Source organism: Photorhabdus hainanensis (assembly GCF_018448965.1).
In the GTDB taxonomy this organism is placed as follows: domain Bacteria; phylum Pseudomonadota; class Gammaproteobacteria; order Enterobacterales; family Enterobacteriaceae; genus Photorhabdus; species Photorhabdus akhurstii.
The window spans coordinates 41597-62001 of sequence record NZ_RCWD01000022.1 but is presented as its reverse complement, the minus strand read 5'-3'; the positions used below and the strand labels follow the sequence as shown (position 1 = coordinate 62001).

The 20405-nt window shown below is 45.2% G+C and carries 18 protein-coding genes and 6 tRNA genes; 1 reads left to right on the top strand and 23 read right to left on the bottom strand.

All coding sequences use genetic code 11. The features are described 5' to 3' along the window. Nucleotides 1-65: 65 nt before the first annotated feature. The 14 genes from nadD to miaB form a co-directional block, all read right to left on the bottom strand. Nucleotides 66-743, bottom strand: coding sequence for a nicotinate-nucleotide adenylyltransferase (nadD, locus tag EAE92_RS14430; protein ID WP_214068567.1), 678 nt, complete (start codon nucleotides 741-743; stop codon nucleotides 66-68). Beyond that, nucleotides 727-1767: a DNA polymerase III subunit delta gene (gene holA / locus EAE92_RS14425; RefSeq protein ID WP_214068566.1), complete on the bottom strand. Its 1041-nt coding sequence runs from the start codon at nucleotides 1765-1767 to the stop codon at nucleotides 727-729. Before holA ends, nadD begins: the two co-directional genes overlap by 17 nt. Further along, the gene (lptE, locus tag EAE92_RS14420) at nucleotides 1764-2312 is read right to left on the bottom strand and encodes an LPS assembly lipoprotein LptE (protein ID WP_214068565.1); all 549 of its coding nucleotides are present in this window, start codon (nucleotides 2310-2312) and stop codon (nucleotides 1764-1766) included. Before lptE ends, holA begins: the two co-directional genes overlap by 4 nt. A 13-nt stretch (nucleotides 2313-2325) precedes the next feature. Next, on the bottom strand, nucleotides 2326-4908 hold the full coding sequence (leuS, locus tag EAE92_RS14415; RefSeq protein WP_214068564.1) for a leucine--tRNA ligase: 2583 nt from the start codon (nucleotides 4906-4908) through the stop codon (nucleotides 2326-2328). 162 nt (nucleotides 4909-5070) lie between these two features. Then, nucleotides 5071-5796, bottom strand: a complete 726-nt coding sequence (locus EAE92_RS14410) for an amino acid ABC transporter ATP-binding protein (protein ID WP_036813335.1) — start codon at nucleotides 5794-5796, stop codon at nucleotides 5071-5073. After that, nucleotides 5796-6470, bottom strand: coding sequence for a glutamate/aspartate ABC transporter permease GltK (gene gltK, locus EAE92_RS14405; protein ID WP_214068563.1), 675 nt, complete (start codon nucleotides 6468-6470; stop codon nucleotides 5796-5798). The genes EAE92_RS14410 and gltK overlap by 1 nt, the downstream gene beginning before the upstream one ends. Beyond that, nucleotides 6471-7211, bottom strand: a complete 741-nt coding sequence (locus EAE92_RS14400; RefSeq protein WP_046397274.1) for an amino acid ABC transporter permease — start codon at nucleotides 7209-7211, stop codon at nucleotides 6471-6473. It abuts the gene before it with no gap. A 131-nt stretch (nucleotides 7212-7342) separates the two neighbouring features. Then, on the bottom strand, nucleotides 7343-8236 hold the full coding sequence (locus EAE92_RS14395) for an amino acid ABC transporter substrate-binding protein (protein WP_214068562.1): 894 nt from the start codon (nucleotides 8234-8236) through the stop codon (nucleotides 7343-7345). A gap of 444 nt (nucleotides 8237-8680) precedes the next feature. Next, on the bottom strand, nucleotides 8681-9142 hold the full coding sequence (locus EAE92_RS14390; RefSeq protein ID WP_214068561.1) for a carboxymuconolactone decarboxylase family protein: 462 nt from the start codon (nucleotides 9140-9142) through the stop codon (nucleotides 8681-8683). A gap of 122 nt (nucleotides 9143-9264) precedes the next feature. After that, nucleotides 9265-10794 carry an apolipoprotein N-acyltransferase gene (gene lnt, locus EAE92_RS14385; RefSeq protein ID WP_214068560.1) on the bottom strand — a complete coding sequence of 510 codons (1530 nt, stop codon included), beginning with the start codon at nucleotides 10792-10794 and terminating at the stop codon, nucleotides 9265-9267. A gap of 7 nt (nucleotides 10795-10801) precedes the next feature. Further along, on the bottom strand, nucleotides 10802-11683 hold the full coding sequence (gene corC, locus EAE92_RS14380; RefSeq protein WP_036776710.1) for a CNNM family magnesium/cobalt transport protein CorC: 882 nt from the start codon (nucleotides 11681-11683) through the stop codon (nucleotides 10802-10804). A 71-nt stretch (nucleotides 11684-11754) separates the two neighbouring features. After that, nucleotides 11755-12222, bottom strand: coding sequence for an rRNA maturation RNase YbeY (gene ybeY, locus EAE92_RS14375; protein WP_214068559.1), 468 nt, complete (start codon nucleotides 12220-12222; stop codon nucleotides 11755-11757). Further along, nucleotides 12219-13196 carry a PhoH family protein gene (locus tag EAE92_RS14370; protein WP_181147861.1) on the bottom strand — a complete coding sequence of 326 codons (978 nt, stop codon included), beginning with the start codon at nucleotides 13194-13196 and terminating at the stop codon, nucleotides 12219-12221. The genes ybeY and EAE92_RS14370 overlap by 4 nt, the downstream gene beginning before the upstream one ends. Before the next feature lie 87 nt (nucleotides 13197-13283). Beyond that, nucleotides 13284-14714, bottom strand: coding sequence for a tRNA (N6-isopentenyl adenosine(37)-C2)-methylthiotransferase MiaB (miaB, locus tag EAE92_RS14365; protein ID WP_036813394.1), 1431 nt, complete (start codon nucleotides 14712-14714; stop codon nucleotides 13284-13286). Nucleotides 14715-14912: 198 nt separating this feature from the next. Between miaB and ubiF the strand changes: the two genes are divergently transcribed. Further along, entirely contained in the window at nucleotides 14913-16094 is a 1182-nt protein-coding gene (gene ubiF / locus EAE92_RS14360; protein WP_214068586.1) for a 3-demethoxyubiquinol 3-hydroxylase, read from the top strand. A gap of 168 nt (nucleotides 16095-16262) precedes the next feature. On the opposite strand, the gene EAE92_RS14355 is transcribed toward ubiF, so the two are convergent. The 9 genes from EAE92_RS14355 to nagB form a co-directional block, all read right to left on the bottom strand. Then, a tRNA-Gln gene (locus EAE92_RS14355) sits at nucleotides 16263-16337 on the bottom strand. 6 nt (nucleotides 16338-16343) lie between these two features. Next, nucleotides 16344-16420, bottom strand: a tRNA-Met gene (locus tag EAE92_RS14350). Nucleotides 16421-16475: 55 nt separating this feature from the next. Continuing rightward, nucleotides 16476-16550: transfer RNA gene (locus EAE92_RS14345), tRNA-Gln, on the bottom strand. Nucleotides 16551-16602: 52 nt separating this feature from the next. After that, nucleotides 16603-16677 (bottom strand) — tRNA-Gln (locus EAE92_RS14340). A 28-nt stretch (nucleotides 16678-16705) separates the two neighbouring features. Next, a tRNA-Leu gene (locus EAE92_RS14335) sits at nucleotides 16706-16790 on the bottom strand. Between the two features lie 5 nt (nucleotides 16791-16795). Then, a tRNA-Met gene (locus tag EAE92_RS14330) sits at nucleotides 16796-16872 on the bottom strand. 151 nt (nucleotides 16873-17023) lie between these two features. Beyond that, complete coding sequence (gene nagC / locus EAE92_RS14325; RefSeq protein ID WP_214068558.1) at nucleotides 17024-18247, bottom strand: DNA-binding transcriptional regulator NagC; 1224 nt, start codon at nucleotides 18245-18247, stop codon at nucleotides 17024-17026. Nucleotides 18248-18262: 15 nt separating this feature from the next. Beyond that, nucleotides 18263-19423 (bottom strand): N-acetylglucosamine-6-phosphate deacetylase, encoded by a 1161-nt coding sequence (gene nagA / locus EAE92_RS14320; protein WP_214068557.1) that lies wholly within the window; start codon nucleotides 19421-19423, stop codon nucleotides 18263-18265. An 86-nt stretch (nucleotides 19424-19509) separates the two neighbouring features. Continuing rightward, nucleotides 19510-20322 (bottom strand): glucosamine-6-phosphate deaminase, encoded by an 813-nt coding sequence (gene nagB, locus EAE92_RS14315; RefSeq protein WP_214068556.1) that lies wholly within the window; start codon nucleotides 20320-20322, stop codon nucleotides 19510-19512. Nucleotides 20323-20405: the final 83 nt, after the last annotated feature.

Genomic DNA, 20405 nt, shown 5'->3' with positions numbered 1-20405 from the left:
GGAATAATAGCATGTCAGGTCACTTAAGGGTAAGCCAACTAAGCGACTAATCGAGGTAGATTTCGCTATTGGCGATATAACCCCTGTGAGTCTATATATTTTTGTACTGCAAGGGGGAGTAAATCGTCACAACTTAACCCTTGCTGGTGGCGTTGACGGATGTCTGTTGCTGAGATAGGCAGCAGTGGCGTATCCGCCAGATAGATATAACCGTTAGGTTGACTACCAAGCTGGTTTGGATCGCAGATTTGATGTTCTGTAAACCATTGTTGCATTTTAGTTGTGGAAAACTGGGTTTGATAACCAGGACGAGCGCAAACCAGTAAATGGCAGAGACTCAGCAGTTCTTGCCAACGATGCCAAGTATGCAGTGATAATAAAGCATCTTGGCCGATTATGAATGCCAGTGGTTGCTTGTTGCCAAGTTCCTGACGGAATGACTCTAGGGTATCAATTGTGTAGGAGGGGGTGGTGCGCTCCAGTTCACGCCTATCGACGGTAAACAGAGGGTTATCTTGTACGGCCAGTTGTACCATTTCAAGCCGCTGTTGTGCGGAGGCTTCTGGTTGTGGGCGGTGTGGAGGGACGTGATTTGGGAGTAAAATCACTTGTTTCAGACCAGTTTGATATGCCAGGGTTTCAACTGGTTGCAAATGCCCATAATGGATGGGATCGAATGTTCCACCAAATAATGCTTGAATAACGGGTTGTTTCGGGCCAGTAGAATTAGTGGTGTGAGGCATTAAGCAAGCTCTCAGGTAAGGTTTTGCCACATAACAGCATGGAAAGAGTTTCTAAATTTGACCAAATAGGCTGGCCGTAATCCTGCTTGATTTGGCGTTCCATCTGTACAAGTAAATGAAGTGCTTGCTGCAAATCATGTTGAGTGAGACGTTGCAGAGCACTTGTCAGTAATGGGCGACGGTTTTGCCATACCCGATGCTGATCTAACAGCGTTTTCATCGGAGTTGTGGTACCTTGGCGTTTCAGAGTGAGTAGTAGCAGCAATTCCCGCTGTACGGTACGTAATAGAATAACAGCTTCGCAATCTTCCTGTTTTAACTGTTTCAGAATATGCCAGGCTCGTTTTGCTTTACCCGCTAATAATGCGTCTACCCAATGATAAGGTGTAAAGTGAGCCGCATCATTCACTGCATTTTCAATACGATGTAAGGTCAGTTTACCATCTGGGTATAGCAGCGAGAGTCGCTCAAGCGCCTGAGCCAACGCCAGTAAATTTCCTTCATAACAGTAACACAGTAGTTGATTGGCCTGCTCTTCCAGCGTCAATTTCATGGTTTTGGCCCGTTGTGCAACCCATTGCGGCAGACGGTGCTGTTCGGGTGTCTGACAACTGACATAAACACCGTTTTTTCCTAGTGCTTTGAACCAGTTACTGTTCTCCTGAGCTTTGGTTAATTTCAGACCACGTAGTATTAACAGTATATCTGGGTGAAGAAGCTCTGCTAGTTTTACCAGTTGTTCAGCCATTGCTGCGTTAGGGCCATTTTCCGGCAGAAGCAAAGTGAGTGTTTGACGGCTAGCAAATAGACTTAATGACTGACAGATACCAAATATCTCATCCCATTCGGTATGATTGTCCAGCGTATAGGTGAAGTGTTCCGTGAATGCGTGTTTTTCAGCAGCCTTGCGGATGTGATCTTGGCTTTCCTGCAATAGTAGAGGTTCATTACCCCATATCAGATAACAGTTTCGCAGCCCCTCATTGAGCTGCGAAATCAGTTGTTCGGGATAGAGTTTGATCATTGTGCTTGCGCAGCTTGCTGTCCTGACTGCTTTTCTCTGGCTTTCTGCTTTTCTGCGTTGTGAACAGTCAATAACTGGCGAACTAACCCGCGAGCGGCTTGTTCACGCATTTCCTGATTGATTATCTCGTTTTCAGCATCTTTCGCCAGAGCTTCTAATGGGTTGTCGAAAAAAGAGCGGTCAACCCTGGAGCGCAGCGGATATACGCTGCCGTCTGGCATAATGACTTGCGCGTCAACGTACAGTGTCAATTGGCGTTCAGCAGCCTTACCATCTTGGAAAACAGAGACAGTATCTTTATTTTCAGAAGAGCCGATTAACTTCAAAATAGGAGTATCAGCGCTGCCATCCTCAAGGATAGTGACGTTATTCAGACGAAGCTGTTGGCGAACAGAACGGGCTAGTGGCCCATATGGGTCACCGCTTGTTAATTGCAGCTTTTTGAGTTCCGGTGGCACCTGAGTGGTGCCGCGCAGATGAAAACCGCAGCCAGCGGTGACCAGCACCGCCAACCCCAGCAACAACGTTAAAATACGATGCCGCACATTGCCTCCTTTATCAGCCGACGACCAGATTCAGCAGTTTGCCTGGTACATAAATGACTTTGCGAATAGTGACGCCTTCAAGATATTTCGCCACACCATACTCTTGTGCTGCCAGATCATGAACATATTCTTTAGTCGCATCGGCTGGCACAGTAACACGACCACGCACTTTACCGTTAACTTGAATGACGACTAGTTTGGTGTCGTCAACCATTGCCTGCTCATCAGCTTGTGGCCAATCAGTCGTATCAATATCTCCTTCACCACCCAGAGCTTGCCACATAATAAAGCAAGCATGAGGCGTTATTGGTGACAACATACGGACAACCGCCAACAGCGCCTCTTGCATCAGAGCGCGATCCTGCTCAGTTTCTTGTGGCGCACGGGTCAGTTTATTCATTAATTCCATTACCGCGGCGATAGCAGTATTGAATGCCTGGCGGCGACCAACATCATCTGTGACTTTAGCGATGGTTTTGTGCAGATCACGAAATAGATCTTTTTGTTCCACTGTCAGGTTTGTGATATCCAGCGGTTGAGTTGCCCCTTTGCTGCTATGTTCATAAACCAGACGCCACACACGTTTCAGAAAGCGATTTGCCCCTTCAACGCTGGATTCTTGCCATTCTAACGTCAGCTCTGGTGGAGCCGCGAACATCATAAACAGGCGAACGGTATCAGCACCATATTTTTCTACCATCAATTGTGGATCAATGCCGTTGTTTTTGGATTTAGACATTTTGCTCATGCCGGTATAAACCAGCTCATGGCCTTCTTTATCCGTCGCTTTAACGATACGGCCTTTATCATCACGCTCAACAATAGTATCAGCTGGGGAAACCCAGATTTTTTCACCATTTTTGCCGATGTAATAAAAAGCATCGGCGAGAACCATGCCCTGACATAACAGGCGCTTAGCGGGTTCATTGGAATTGACCAAGCCAGCGTCACGCATCAGTTTGTGGAAGAAACGGAAATACATCAGATGCATGATGGCATGTTCGATACCACCGATGTATTGGTCAACTGGCAGCCAATAGTTAGCTGCCGCTGGATCGAGCAAGCCTTTGTCATAATCTGGACAGGTGTAGCGAGCGTAGTACCAGGAAGATTCCATAAAGGTATCGAAAGTATCTGTCTCACGTAGTGCCGGCTGGTCGTTGATAGTGGTTTTCGCCCACTCAGGATCAGCTTTAATTGGGCTGGTGATGCCATCCATTTTGACATCTTCCGGCAGAATAACAGGCAGTTGATCTGCTGGAACTGGAACAACCGTGCCATCTTCCAGCGTTGCCATTGGAATAGGAGCGCCCCAGTAACGTTGACGGGAAACACCCCAGTCACGCAGACGATAGTTGACTTTACGCTTACCTACGCCCATTTCCACCAATTTATTAGCGATGGCATTAAAACCGGCTTCGTGATTCAGACCGCTAAATTCACCGGAATTAAACAGAACATTCTTATCCGTTACCGGGGCTTCATGAACATTTGGTTCATTACCTTCACTGTCCAGAATAACGGCTTTCATTGGCAGGTTATATTTTGTCGCAAATTCCCAATCGCGTTGATCGTGGCCGGGAACTGCCATGACAGCACCGGTGCCGTATTCCATCAGGACAAAGTTTGCAACCCAGATTGCCACTTTCTCTTTGGTCAATGGATGAATAGCAAACATACCGGTTGCCATGCCTTTCTTCTCCATTGTTGCCATATCTGCTTCTGCAACTTTGGTATTACGGCACTCATCAATGAAAACAACCAGTTCAGGGTTATTTTCTGCTGCTTGTTTTGCCAGAGGATGGCCTGCGGCAACCGCAACATAAGTGGCGCCGAGGAACGTATCAGGACGGGTAGTATAGACGGTCAGCTTCTCCTGACTATCAGCCACATCAAAAGTGATTTCTACCCCTTCGGAGCGACCAATCCAGTTGCGCTGCATGGTTTTGACCTGTTCAGGCCACTCTTCCAGCGTATCCAGATCATTTAACAACTCTTCGGCATAATCAGTGATCTTGATAAACCATTGCGGAATTTCTTTACGTTCAACTTTAGTGTCACAACGCCAACAACAGCCATCGACCACTTGTTCATTAGCTAGAACGGTCAGATCGTGAGGGCACCAGTTAACTGCGGAGGTTTTTTTATAAACCAAGCCCTTTTCATACAATTGGGTGAAGAACCACTGTTCCCAACGGTAATATTCCGGGGTACAGGTTGTGACTTCACGATCCCAATCGTAACCGAAGCCCAGTGTTTTCAACTGACCTTTCATATATTCGATGTTGGCATAGGTCCACGGAGCAGGCGCGGTATTGTTTTTGACCGCGGCGCCTTCCGCAGGCAGTCCAAACGCATCCCAACCGATAGGTTGTAGGACATTTTTACCCAGCATACGCTGGTAGCGGGAGATAACGTCGCCGATAGTGTAGTTGCGTACATGGCCCATGTGTAGTCGGCCAGAAGGGTAAGGTAGCATGGACAGGCAGTAATATTTTTCTTTACTGTTATCTTCTGTCACTTTAAAAGTTTGCTTCTCTTGCCAATGAAGCTGAACTTGCGGCTCTATATCTTCTGGACGGTATTGTTCTTGCATGGCACCGATAATCCTATGGTGAGTAAAAAGCTACGCTGGTAGCAATCATTTAGTTGGTAAAATATGAGATCGGCATAGCATATCTGATTTGATATATAAGAAACAGTGGTTCTGAGGGAAAATCCGATGGCGACGGGTGTCGCCACCGGAAATGAAATGAGGTTAGTGAAGAATCTTAGCGAGAAATTCTTTGGCGCGATCTGATTTTGGATTCGCAAAGAAATCTTCTTTCTTGCTATCTTCAACAATTTTGCCTTCATCCATAAAGATAACTCGGCTGGCTACTTTACGGGCGAAACCCATTTCGTGAGTAACAACCATCATGGTCATCCCTTCGTCTGCCAGTTTAACCATGACATCAAGCACTTCATTGATCATTTCAGGGTCGAGTGCGGAGGTGGGTTCGTCAAATAGCATGGCAATCGGGTCCATACAAAGGGCACGGGCGATTGCTACACGTTGCTGCTGACCACCGGAAAGTTGCGATGGGAATTTATTCGCCTGACTGGCAAGCCCGACGCGTTCAAGTAATTTCAACCCTTTTTCTTCTGCCGTTTTTTTATCACGATTGAGCACTTTAATCTGCGCCAGAGTTAAATTCTCAATGATGGAGAGATGGGGGAACAGCTCAAAATGCTGGAACACCATGCCGACTTTAGAACGTAGTTGTGCCAGATTGGTGTTTTTGTCATTGACTTTAATGTCATTAACCAGAATTTCACCCTGTTGGATGGATTCCAGACCATTAACCGTTTTTATCAGGGTGGATTTGCCTGAGCCAGATGGGCCACAGACCACAACGACTTCACCTTTTTTAACTTCAGTTGAGCAGTCGGAGAGAACCTGAAATTGGCCATACCACTTGGATACATTTTTCAGGGAGATCATCAAACAGTCCTTTTCTTCAAATAGTTAACCAGCATAGATGCGGCAATACTAATAATAAAATAAACCAAACCAGCAAATAGGATCATTTCGACCTGAGTGCCATCACGCTCACCGATATTTGCCGCAGTACGGAAAAAGTCCGCGAGACTGAGCACATACACCAATGAGGTGTCTTGAAACAGTACGATCCCCTGTGTCAATAACAGCGGAGTCATCGCACGGAATGCCTGAGGCAGGATAACCAGCCTCATACTTTGCATTGGCGTCATCCCCAATGCCAGTGCTGCCGAAGATTGCCCGCGAGAGATACTCTGAATTCCTGCCCGGATAATTTCTGAATAGTAAGCTGCTTCGAAAAAGGCGAATGCAACCATAGCTGAAATTAAACGAATATCTGTTTTCGGAGAAATCCCCAGAACATTCTGTACTAGGCTAGGCACAATTAGGTAGAACCATAACAGTACCATAACTAGTGGAACAGAGCGGAACAGATTGACATATAAAGTGGCAAACCAGCTCAGTATTTTTATCGAAGAGAGCCGCATAACGGCTAGCACGGTTCCCCAGAGAATACCGACAACAACAGCAATAATCGTGATTTTTGCTGTAATGACTAAGCCTTGTAGCAGGAACGGGATACTGGGGATAATCGAACTCCAGTCAAATTCGTACATTTATTGACCTCCAATATTACCCGGTAAACGTACTTTTTTCTCAAGCAAGTGCATGGCGAGCATAATCATCAGATTGATTCCGACATAGGCCAACGTAATGGCGGTAAATGTTTCATAAGCATGTGCTGAGTAATCAAGTAACTTACCTGCCTGCGCTGCCATATCTACCAGACCAATGGTGGAGGCGATGGCGGAGTTTTTTACCAGATTCATCATTTCTGATGTCATGGGTGGAATGATCACTCGATAGGCGTTGGGTAACAGGACATAGCGATAAGTTTGTGGCAAGGTTAGCCCCATTGCCAGCCCTGCCGATTTTTGCCCGCGTGGTAGTGATTGTATGGCGGCACGGACCTGCTCACACATCCGTGCCGCGGTGAAAAGACCTAAGCAGACAGTGGATGAGAGAAAAAATTGAATATTAGGGTCCAGTTCAGTTTTAAACCACAGACTAATTTTTTCCGGCAGTAATTCAGGTACAACCAGATACCAGATAAAAAATTGAACTATCAGCGGTACATTACGAAAAAGCTCAACATAACAGGCCCCTATCCCAGATAATATTTTATTGGGAACAGTGCGCAAGATGCCGAACAGCGAGCCGACAATGAAAGCGATAATCCAGGCGCAGATAGACAAGGCGATCGTCACCTGAAATCCAGCTATTAACCAGCCTAGATAAGTTGTATTGCCGAAAGGGGCAGCTTGCAAAAAGATGCCCCAGTTCCAATCGATTGACATAATAATACTCCCTGTGAGGGGGTAGCTTGATCCCCTGAAAGCGATTGATTGGCTGAGAAAAAAAGCGAGGCAGGGAACGGCCGCCTCGCACCCTGTGATGCCAATCAAATAGTCATTTTTTAATTATATTTCTAGTCAAGCGCCTTATCATTTGGCGATTTAAATAGTGCTTTCATTTCATCAGACAAAGAGAAATTCAGGTTCAGATTCTTGGGTGGAATCGGGTGTTTGAACCAGCGCTCAAATGATTTCTCTGCCTCTCCTGAGGTTTGCGCCTGAACAATGGTCTCATCGATCAGCTTCTTGAATTGAAGATCGTCTTTGCGCGATATACAACCATAGGCTTCTCTAGACTGAGGCGTGCCAACAATTTCCCATTGATCAGGTTTTTTCGCTTTGGCGCGTTCGCCTGCTAGCAGAGCATCGTCCACCATAAAGGCGATTGCACGGCCAGACTCCAAAGTACGGAATGAGTCACCATGATCTTTTGCACTGATGATGCGCATTTTCATATTTTTTTCATCGTTGAGTTTATTTAGCAATACTTCAGAAGTCGTACCTGCTGAAACAACGACATTTTTGCCTGCTAAGTCAGGGAAATCTTTTATACCGGAACCTTTTTTAGTCAACAAACGTGTATTAACAATAAAGATAGAGTTTGAGAAAGTGACTTGTTTTTGGCGTTCAAGATTATTGGAAGTGGAACCGCATTCGAAATCGTAAGTGCCATTTTGTAGCAATGGGATGCGATTTTGAGAAGTTATGGGTATCAATTTTACTTGCAGATTTGGCATGTCCAGTTTCTTCTTCACCGCTTCAACAATCAAATTAGAATAATCCTGAGAGTAACCGACGACTTTTTGCTGATTATCGTAGTAAGCAAAAGGTACGGAAGATTCACGATGTCCTACAATGATCACACCATCATCTTTAATCTTTTTCAGTGTTCCCGTTAATTCTTCGGCCTGAACAGCCCCCGCCATGCCAAGTAACATCATGGTTAATACTAGGTTACGCATACGCATATACAACTCCTTTAATGTGGCTATCGTTTGCGATGTTGTTGTGTTTGCAAAAGTCTCTCTGTGATTTGTTTTTAATCGAGGATCATTTGCTGTCATATGTATATATAGTGTTAAAAAATAGTACAAAAGGGTTAGTCAATGAAAATGAATTGTTTCTATTTCGGGAGCTGTCTCGCACTATAAATGAACAATGTTGTTTATCTTGCACAATAAAGGTGCGTGATTATCATTTTTTTAGTGCATTTTCCCATTTTTGGTTATTGAAACAGCTATTTCCCTTTTCATTCATAGATATAGCAGCAATTAGCGTGCCAAAATAGTAAAGGGGGGTAAAATTAGCACCAATAAGTTGTTTAAGTAGGTTATTTGCATAACATAGAGTGATATCAGTTGTTGAGGGTTAGCATAGTTAATTATCGTTAGTAATTAACTATGCTGAATTTCTTAAGATAGGTCAGTGGCCGAATTGGGCAAAGTATATTTCATACCAATTGCCAGACGATTCCACAGGTTGATAAGGCCGATTAACAATGTTAAATCGACAATCTCTTTTTCATCAAATTCTGCTAATAACGGGGTGTAATGTTCATCTTCTGCCCCAGTTTCGGCAACCCGAGATAAAGCCTCTGTCCAGCCTAATGCCGCACGTTCCCGTGATGTAAAAATAGTTGCCTCTTTCCAGGCACTCAGGAGATAGAGTTTTTGTTCGCTATTTCCTGCCTTGCGGGCAGCTTTGGAATGCATATTAAGATAAAAGGCACAGCCATTGATTTGGGAAACTCTGACTTTGATGAGTTCGATGAGCGCCTTACCGAGAGTGGATTGGTAAGTTAATTCATCGACTTTTACGACTGAGTTATAAAGCTCTGGTGAAATTTCCGATGGTTGCAGACGTTTTGCTTGCATAACTTGTTACTCCTTTGTTTTTCTATCAATTGGATGGAAAATGGATTAAAAGTCAATCTGTTTCTGCATAGTGCAAAGGAATAGTGCAAGGGAGCAATTTCGCTCCCTTTTGGCTATATGGATTAAGATTTACGGCGGTTATATGTTAAGGCAAATAGGGCAAACAATACGGTAGTTACCCATACCGGCCAGTTACCCCAGCGAGCATAGGGTGTAATCCCGGTCGCGGGCGTCACTTTAGCTGCCAAAACATTACGGGTAAATTGTGGGAGTGCTGCCTGCACTTCTCCGTCCGGGCTGATAACGGCTGTAATGCCGTTATTAGTACTACGTAGTAATGGGCGTCCTAATTCGAGGGAACGCATGCGTGCCATTTGGAAATGCTGCCAAGGACCAATTGAACCACCAAACCAAGCATCATTGGAAACTGTGAGTAAGAATTCGGTATCCGGTTTGAAATTCGCACGAACCTGTTCGCCCAGTATGATTTCATAACAAATAGCGGTGGTTAAATTATATCCTGCAACAGAAAGCTGTGGTTGAATGTAGTTGCCACGGCTGAATGAAGACATGGGTAAGTTGAAGAATGGCGCCAGAGGACGGAGTAGAGACTCCAGAGGAACAAATTCGCCGAATGGTACCAGATGGTATTTATCGTAGCGAATAGCTGCCGGATATTGATAAGGTATTTTATCGCCGAGGACAATCACGCTGTTATAGATCTTATCGCTGTCGCCAACGGCTCTTTCATCGACAATACCGGTAATAAGGCTGGTGTGTTGATTGCGTAACAGCTCATCTAATTTTGCTAGAAAGTGGCGTTGATAACTTTCCAATGAAGGAATAGCAGACTCCGGCCAGATGATTATCGGTATTTTGCCGATATATGGCAGGCTATTGTCCATGTAGATGTCCATAGTTTCATTGAGCATATTGGGTGCCCATTTCAGGGATTGTGGAATATTTCCCTGAACCAGCGCGACATCAACTGCTTTTTCAGGCAGCAGGTTGTACCACTGATAATGGCGTATTGACCACGGTAATAGCAAAATGGCGACAGCGATAACACCAGCGACTATTTTCCGATGTACGATGGTCAGAACGAATAACCCGCTGAGAGCCATTAACAAGAAAGTGATGGCCTCAACACCCAAAATTGGCGCAATGGCTTTCATTGGACCATCTAATTGGCTGTAGCCGAATTGTAGCCAGGGAAAACCGGTTAGAATCCAGCCGCGCAGGAATTCGGTAAGTTGCCATAATGCAGGTGCTGCCACAGCCAGCCTTACCCCGTTCGTTTTTGCGAAGAAGCGGTTGAGTAAGCCAGCGAATAAAGCAGGATAGAGCGAGAGATAGGCGGCAAGTAATATGACCAGCAGAATATTGACCGCGGTTGGCATGCCGCCGAAATTGGCAATGCTGACATATACCCAGTTTGTACCACTGCCAAACAGACCGAATCCCCAACAAAAAGCAATAAATGCCGCTTGTCGGGGTGTTCTGTTCAAAGTCAGAAGTTGTAGTCCAAACAGGGAGATAATAGCGGCAGGCCAGAAGTCAAAAGGCGAAAAAGCCAGCGTTCCACTGGCTCCGAAAAACAGTGCCAGTAAGGCGCGCAGCCGCTGGCGATTTAATAATGAAGCTTTGTTCATTCAGATTTTATTCTTCTTCAAGGTTAGGTATTGGCGCATCGTCCGGTATCGTAACGTAAACTTGAATAATTCTTCGGCTATCGGCCATAGCGACTTTAAAGAGATAACCGTTGATATCAACAGATTCTCCTCTGGCTGGCAAATGACCGAATGCTTGCATAACCAGACCGCCAATAGTATCCACTTCTTCATCACTGAATTGGGTGCTAAAGGCTTCATTAAAGTCTTCAATCTGAGTTAGCGCTCGTACCGTATAGGTATGACGGCTCAAGGCACGAATATCGACATCTTCTTCTTCATCGTATTCGTCTTCAATTTCACCGACGATCAGTTCAAGAATATCTTCGATAGTGACCAGGCCCGATACGCCACCAAACTCATCAATGACGATTGCCATATGATAACGTTGAGAACGGAACTCTTTCAGCATGCGGTCAACCCGTTTACTTTCAGGTACAACGACAGCCTGACGCAGAACCTTATCTATGCTGAATGGCGGCGCATCGGTACGCATAAATGGCAATAGGTCTTTTGCCATTAAAATTCCTTCAATGTGATCTTTGTCTTCACTGATCACAGGGAAGCGAGAATGAGCCGAATCGATAATTACATCCAGACATTCGTCCAGGGTTTGATTACGTTTTAAGGTAACGATTTGAGAACGGGGGATCATGATATCCCGGACACGCTGATCGGAAATATCCATTACCCCTTCGAGCATATCGCGGGTATCAGGATCAATCAGATCGTTTTGTTCAGAGTCACGGATCAGTTCCACCAGTTCATCACGGCTTTTTGGCTCACCGTGAAAAAGCTGGTTAAGAAGAAGAGTGAAAAACCCTTTCTTAGGGCCAGGATTGTCGTTACTTGAAGGATGGTCGTCGCTCATGGCGTTTTAATGAAAATTTCCCATTAAATAGTTATTGTCGGTATTTTTTAGCATAAAAATGGTACGAATGGTTACTCTTTTTCCGCAAGGTAGGGGTCAGTATAACCTAACGCTTGCATAATTTCTGTTTCCAAAGATTCCATTTCTTCAGCTTCATCATCTTCGATATGGTCATAACCCAGCAAGTGTAGGCAGCCGTGTACAACCATATGCGCCCAATGTTCTTCTACTGTTTTTTGTTGTTCCTCCGCTTCTTTTTCAACAACCTGACGACAGATAATGAGATCGCCAAGCAGGGGTAAATCAACCTCTGGTGGGGCTTCAAATGGGAAAGATAACACATTTGTCGGCTTATCTTTACCACGGTAAGTCAGATTTAAATCGTGGCTTTCTGCCTCATCAACAATGCGGATAGTGACTTCACTTTCTGATTGAAATTGAGGTAAAACCCCATCCAGCCAGCACTGGAACAGGGTTGCCTCAGGAAGACCTTGTGAATGCTCACAGGCAATTTGTAAATCAAGTATGACTGAACTCATTGTGCTTCCTGCTTGCGTTGTTCACTGAGTGTCTGTTTGCGTTTTTGCTCGGTTGCTTCCCACTCTTCATAGGCAATGACAACTTTGGCAACCACTGGGTGACGGACAACATCATCACTGTGGAAAAAGTTGAAACTCAGCTCGCCGACGCCTGATAAAACTTCAATAGCATGGCGTAGGCCGGACTTCTGCCCACGAGGCAGGTCGATCTGCGTAACGTCGCCGGTAACAACCGCTTTGGAGTTGAAGCCGATACGGGTCAGGAACATTTTCATCTGTTCGATGGTCGTGTTCTGGCTCTCATCCAGAATAATAAAAGCGTCGTTTAGGGTTCGTCCACGCATATAAGCTAATGGAGCGACTTCAATAACGTTACGCTCGATCAGCTTTTCAACTTTTTCAAAACCTAGCATTTCAAACAAGGCGTCGTAGAGTGGGCGCAGGTACGGATCAACTTTTTGGCTCAGGTCGCCAGGTAGAAAACCCAATTTTTCGCCCGCTTCTACTGCCGGGCGGGTTAGCAGGATACGGCGGATTTCTTGTCGTTCCAGTGCATCAACCGCAGCGGCAACGGCTAGGTAAGTTTTTCCCGTACCGGCAGGACCAATCCCAAACGTAATATCATGGCTAAGAATATTAGCAATATATTGTGCCTGATTGGGCGTGCGTGGTTTCACCATGCCGCGTTTGGTGCGAATATTAACGGCTTTACCGTATTCGGGTATGCTCTCGGCGGTTTGCTCCAGAACCCGGCTTTCGGTAATTGCCAGATGGATCTGTTCTGGTTTGATGTCAGGGATTACCCCACGGACAGGGGAAGTTTCCGCATATAAATGGCGTAGGATATTGGTGGCTGCGCTAACGCACAGCGGTTTGCCCATCAGTTTGAAACGGTTATCACGACGGCTAATTTCAATACCTAACCGGCGTTCAAGCTGCTTCAAATTGTCATCAAACGGACCACACAGGCTCATTAGGCGCTGATTATCGGCTGGTTCGAGGAAAATTTCCTGAGTTGCTATTTGTGAATGAATTTGTTGAATCACTGATTATCTCTATATTTAGGGCTGATAAGTGCCGACCCCGATTTCATCTTCTTTACGGGTACGGGCTATAACGGACTCAGGTGATTCGTGTGTACGAAGATCCATTTGATCTTCGGTACGGATAACTTTACCGCGTAGTGAGTTGGCGTAGACATCAACAATTTCAACATCAACGAATTTGCCAATCATATCAGGCTGGCCTTCAAAGTTGACAACCCGATTGTTTTCGGTACGGCCAGAAAGTTCCATCACATTCTTACGGGAAGTTCCTTCAACCAGAATACGTTGTACGCTGCCTAACATAGCACGGCTGTAGCTCATTGCTTGTTGGTTGATACGTTGTTGTAACAGGTAAAGACGCTGTTTCTTCTCTTCTTCGCTGACATCATCAGGCAGATCGGCGGCTGGCGTTCCCGGACGAGCAGAATAGATGAAGCTGTAGCTCATATCGAAATTGACATCAGCGATCAGTTTCATGGTTTTCTCGAAGTCATCTTGGGTTTCACCTGGGAATCCGATAATGAAGTCAGAGCTTATCAAGATATCAGGACGTGCTTTACGCAGTTTGCGGATAATGCTTTTATACTCGAGGGCTGTGTGGGCGCGTTTCATCAACGTTAGAATACGGTCCGAGCCACTTTGCACCGGTAGATGCAGGAAGCTAACCAATTCCGGTGTATCTTCGTAAACCGCGATAATATCGTCTGTAAACTCAATTGGGTGGCTAGTCGTAAAGCGAATACGGTCAATACCATCTATAGCCGCTACCAAACGAATTAACTCAGCGAAAGAGCAGATATCACCATCATAAGTGGCGCCACGATAAGCGTTCACGTTCTGACCGAGAAGGTTGACTTCACGTACGCCTTGAGCGGCAAGCTGCGCGATTTCAAACAGAACATCATCGCATGGGCGACTAACTTCTTCTCCGCGGGTATAAGGTACGACACAGAAAGTACAGTATTTGTTGCAGCCTTCCATAATAGAAACAAAAGCAGACGGACCTTCAGCACGCGGTTCAGGCAGACGGTCAAATTTCTCGATTTCCGGGAAGCTGATATCAACAACTGGGCTGCGGGTGCCTTTCACCTGGTTGATCATCTCAGGTAAACGATGCAATGTTTGCGGCCCGAAAATAATGTCTACGCATTGAGCGCGTTGACGGATGAAATCCCCTTCCTGAGAGGCGACACAGCCACCGACTCCAATGATGATATCTGGATTAGTATCTTTTAGGTTTTTCCAGCGGCCTAATTGATGGAAAACCTTTTCCTGTGCTTTTTCGCGGATTGAACAGGTATTTAATAGCAAAATGTCTGCTTCTTCGGCGACATCGGTTAACTGATAACCGTGAGTACTTTCCAGCAGGTCGGCCATTTTAGATGAATCATATTCATTCATCTGACAGCCCCAAGTTTTAATATACAGTTTTTTTATCGTCGACATTTTCTTGTGCATCCGAGCTTTCTACCGTGCTGAAAAGTGTTATTACACGGCAAAAGCAATTGTGTATTAGGCATAAAGTTGTCGGGTATTGTAGTCATTTGCAGGAGCAGTGACCAGACTGTTAAACAGGATATTCTCTACCGGAGAATTAAAAATTCGGTACACTGTACTAATCAATGGGTTAATAGCATGACTGAGATGAATAATTCACAACAGATTTTTGATGTAGTGGTGGTTGGTGCTGGCATGATCGGCGCTGCAACAGCATTGGGGCTGGCACAAGAAGGTTGGACAGTTGCTTTATTGGATCATCAACCGCCACAATCTTATGATGCACAGAGTCATCCTGATGTACGTGTATCAGCGATCAGTTGTGCTTCTGTCGATTTGTTCAAACAACTTGGCGCATGGGATGCGGTATTACAGATGCGCAGTGCGCCGTATCGTACATTAGAGACTTGGGAACAGAATGATTCTAATTTAGTGTTTGATGCACAAAGCCTAGGGTTGCCTGAGTTGGGCTATATGGTTGAAAACCATATCTTGCAACTGGCTTTGTGGCAACAGTTTGAAAAATATCCCAATTTGACTTTGCTATGCCCGGCAGTATTGCAATCAATGCAGTGGCAGAAAGTGGGGTGGTTAGTGACTCTGGCTGATGGAACGGAAATGACTGCTCGCTTGATTGTCGGGGCTGATGGTGCTCGTTCTCAGGTTCGGCAAATGGCGGGAATTGGCAGTCGTGGCTGGCAGTACAGACAGTCTTGTATGTTGATCACGGTAAAAACAGAACAGCCACAACAGGATATTACCTGGCAGCAGTTTTTTCCTTCTGGCCCGAGAGCGTTTCTTCCACTGTTTGATCAATGGGCTTCGCTGGTGTGGTACGACAAACCGGCACGCATACGACAATTACAGGCAATGTCGATGGCTCAACTTGAGCAGGAAATTTTTCAGGCATTTCCTGTTCGGCTAGGTAAAGTGACCCCCGTTGCCGCCGGTTCATTTCCTTTGGCTCGTCATCATGCTAACAGTTATGTACGTGAAGGATTAGTATTGTTGGGTGATGCGGCTCATACCATTAATCCTCTGGCCGGGCAGGGAGTAAATCTTGGTTATCGGGATGTGAATACTCTGCTTGATGTTTTGGTGAAGGCGAAAGAATTAACAGAGCAGTGGGATTCATTGGAAGTGTTGATGCGTTATCAGCGTCGTAGAATGCCGGATAACCTGATGATGCAAGCTGGAATGGATCTATTTTACACCGTGTTCAGTAATGAGCAGCCAGGGCTGAAAGTTGTTCGTAATCTGGCGCTGATGGCAGCTCAACGGGCTGGCGTAATGAAAAAAGCGGTGCTTAAGTATGCGTTAGGATTGTAACCGTATAGATTGGTAGTGAAGATCACAAGCACGTCGTAAATTTGTTTATGGCGTGGACAATTTACTTTTCTTCTATATATGCAATAAATATATGCACTTACGAACGGAGAAAAACAGAAGGGACTTGGAAAGCGAAAACCCGCTTGTTGTAAGCGGGCTTCCTGAATATGGCTGGGGTACCAGGATTCGAACCTGGGAATGCCGGAATCAGAATCCGGTGCCTTACCGCTTGGCGATACCCCAATAAAATGGTGGCTACGACGGGAATCGAACCTGTGACCCCAGCATTATGAGTGCTGTGCTCTAACCAGCTGAGCTACGTAGCCTTTTTTGAAGCGAGAAGATTTACTGCAAAATAGTTAGTGAGGGACATTCAGTTGATGGCTGGGGTACCAGGATTCGAACCTGGGGATGCCAGGATCAAAACCTGGTGCCTTACCGCTTGGCGATACCCCAACTGAAAGCAGTCACTGTACAACATGTTGTCAGAATTGTGTTATCAGGATTATGGCTGGGGTACCAGGATTCGAACCTGGGAATGCCAGGATCAAAACCTGGTGCCTTACCGCTTGGCGATACCCCATCTGAATAACGACAACTCGATGAATGAATGGTGCGGGAGGCGAGACTTGAACTCGCACACCTTGCGGCGCCAGAACCTAAATCTGGTGCGTCTACCAATTTCGCCACTCCCGCAAAGATGGTGGCTACGACGGGAATCGAACCTGTGACCCCAGCATTATGAGTGCTGTGCTCTAACCAGCTGAGCTACGTAGCCATCTTTTTTGCATTACCTTCATCGGCGTTGCGGGGCGCATTATGCGTATATCAGCTAAATGCGTCAACTGCTTTTTTCTCGAAATCTGCTTAAAGTCGCTTGTTTGATTGGCATATAAGCATTTTGCTGTCAAAAGCAACAAAAAATAACATTACCCTTCAAGCAAGTGTTGTAACAGGACACCATTAAGCATAGCACGTTTAGTCAGAGCGAAAGCGCCAATAGCAGAACAGTGGACTAATTCAGAAACCACGATTGGCAGATCTTGACGAAATTCTTTCAAAACCTGAGAGTTGATACAACTTTGAATAGCGGGTAAGAGCACTTTTTGAGCTTCAGTAATTTCTCCCGCCAGAACAACCTTCTGTGGGTTAAATAAATTAATCGCGATAGAGATGGCTTTGCCGAGGTAATGGCCGACGTTTTTTATCACTTCAGAAGCTAATGGATCATTTTGATTAGCGGCTTGGCAGATAGCTCTGATATTGCAATTATTCAATGTTAGCTGGCTTGGAAAACCTTGCTTTAATTGATGCTGAACTCGTGCTTCTATCGCTGAGTTAGCGGCGATAGTTTCCAGGCAGCCAAAATTGCCGCAGTGACAGCGTTCACCGAGTGGATCAATTTGAATATGGCCAATTTCACCTAAGTTTCCTCTATTATTGAGAAGTATTTGGTTATTGATAATCACCCCGGCGCCGGTACCTCGATGGATACGTACCAATATTGAATCTTCACAATCACGGGTAGCGCCGAAATAGTGTTCAGCCAATGCCAAACTGCGAATATCATGACCCACAAAACAGGTAATGTTGAAATGCTTTTTCAAATTATCGACCAGAGTCCAGTGAGTCACTTTAATATGAGGCATATAACGGACGATGCCGGTATCGGGGTCAACTAATCCGGGCAGGATAACTGAAATGGCGATGAGCTCGCGTATTCTGCGTTGATTTTGTTGAATAAAGTTTTCTATTGCGTTGATGAGCCGGTCTTCAACTTTTTGCTGAGTTGCTTCAGGCAGTGGATAATGTTCTTCAACCAAGGCCCTGCCGCTCATATCATAAAGGGCAAGAGTAGCATCATGGCGACCAAGGCGGACACCGATAGTATGGAAGTGACGATTTTCAGTAACGATGGAAATGGCGCGGCGGCCTCCGGTAGAGGCTTGTTGATCGACTTCTTTAATCAAGCCCCGTTCGAGTAGCTGACGAGTAATTTTAGTCACACTGGCCGGAGCAAGTTGACTTTGTTCAGCAATTTGAATGCGAGAGATTGGCCCTTGTTGATCAATCAGCCGATATACCACGGCTCCGTTAAGTTGCTTCACAAGGTCAATATTACCAATTTGTTTTTGTGTGTTGTTATAACTCATCAGCTATTTAGTCCGTCAAAGTTCAGTTTCTTTTCCGTTAACGATGGTTTTGCAGATTTTAAAGTCGTGACTGAAAACAGTGAGGTTAGCGATTTTCCCGGTTTCAACGGCGCCAAGATATTTATCAACGCCAATTGCGCGAGCAGGGTAGAGAGTTGCCATCCTCAGTGCTTCATCTAGTGCAATACCAACATGTTCAACGCTATTTTTAACGGCATCTATCATAGTGAGAGAAGAGCCGCTTAGAACGCCGTTTTGATCAACACATAATCCGTTGCGATAGTATATGGTCTTACCTGCGAAGGTGAAATGCTCCATTTTACAGGAGGTCGGATCGAGTCCGGCTGGGGCCGTCGCATCTGTTACTAAAATTAACTTATCGTTTTTCAAACGCTTGGTATTACGAATATTTGGCCATGAAACGTGCAAACCATCAGCGATGATTCCAGCATAGATTTCAGGTGTATCAAAGATAGCGCCAATCAAGCCGGGTTGGCGGCCTGAAATAGCTGGCATGGCATTGTAAAGATGAGTTGAAATAGTAATTCCGTGTTGGAATCCCTGTCGGGCCTCTTCATAACTGGCATTTGAATGACCGGCGGAAACAACAATACCGGCCTCTACCAACTGCTGAATATATTTTTGTTCGACCATTTCCGGTGCGAGGGTCAACTTAGCGATGACATCAGCGTTATCGCACAGGAAATTTATCATTTCAGATGTAGGCTTACGGATAAGCTCTGGATTATGAGTGCCTTTCTTTACCGGATTGAGATAAGGACCTTCCAGATGCAGGCCCAAAGCCTGATGCTGATGATGCTTAAGATAAGTGCGCATGACTTCAACAGAGGCCATCATCAATTCGTCTGTGCTAGTAATCAGAGTGGGTAAGTAACTGGTACAACCGGAGCGCTCATTGGTTCTTTGCATGATATTCAGCGTTTTTTCTGAAATATTTTCCAACTGATCGTTGAACTGAACGCCACCACAGCCGTTAACTTGTAGATCAATAAAACCGGGGGAAAGAATTGCGCCATTTAGATCACGTTTTTCAATCTGTTCGGGTAACGCTTGTGTTAGGCAAATTCGTTTAATTAAGCCGTCCGCAATGATAACGGCATGCTCATCTAATCTGTTGTGACCGGTATATATAATGCAGTTGGTTAAAGCATACATCTTAGCCTCCTATGGGATCGGGAGATGATGATTGAAGATAATAACGGTAATCAGCCTGCGAGAGAGGCGTCAGGCTGTGTAGATTTTTAATTTTTGCTGGCGAATTCGCCGATAGTATCTGCTTCCAGTTGGTGGAAATATTTGACTGTTTTTACCTTCAATTCCATTGTTGCCGGTTCGTCACAAACAATGATGGATTTAGGATGCATTTGCAGACAGCTTATCGTCCACATATGGTTGACATTGCCTTCAATTGCCGCCTGAATGGCTTGAGCCTTATTGAGACCTGTTGCAAGGATCATAATTTCTTCTGCATCCATTAACGTGCCTACGCCGACGGTCAGGGCGTATTTAGGCACCTGATTAATATCATTATCGAAGAAGCGGGAGTTAGCTGTGCGAGTTTCTACGGTAAGTGTTTTAATGCGTGTACGGGAAGTCAGAGATGATGCCGGTTCATTGAAGGCAATATGACCGTCGTTACCGACACCCCCCATAAATAGATGTATTTGACCGTAAGATTTAATTTTGTCTTCATAACGTTGACATTCCGCTTCGACATCAGAGGCGTTACCATTGAGCAGATTGATGTTTTCTTTCGGGATATCAATATGATCAAAGAAATTTTGATACATAAACCTATGGTAGCTTTGTGGATGATTCTCGGCGATACCGACATATTCGTCCATATTGAATGTCACGACATGTTTAAAACTGACTTTCCCTGCTTTATGCAGAACAATTAACTCTTTATAAGTTGCCAGTGGTGTACTGCCGGTTGGCAACCCCAAAATAAAAGGGTGCTCGGCGGTGGGGTTAAATGCATTGATTTTGCTAACGATATAGTGTGCGGACCATTTACCAACGTCACTTGCATTCGTTAGGGGGATCAGCCTCATAAGTGCCTCTTAAAACAAGAAATTATAGCGGTTGGATAAATTAGCTGATTAACTAATCTTCTTATCGTGCGAATACTAAATCA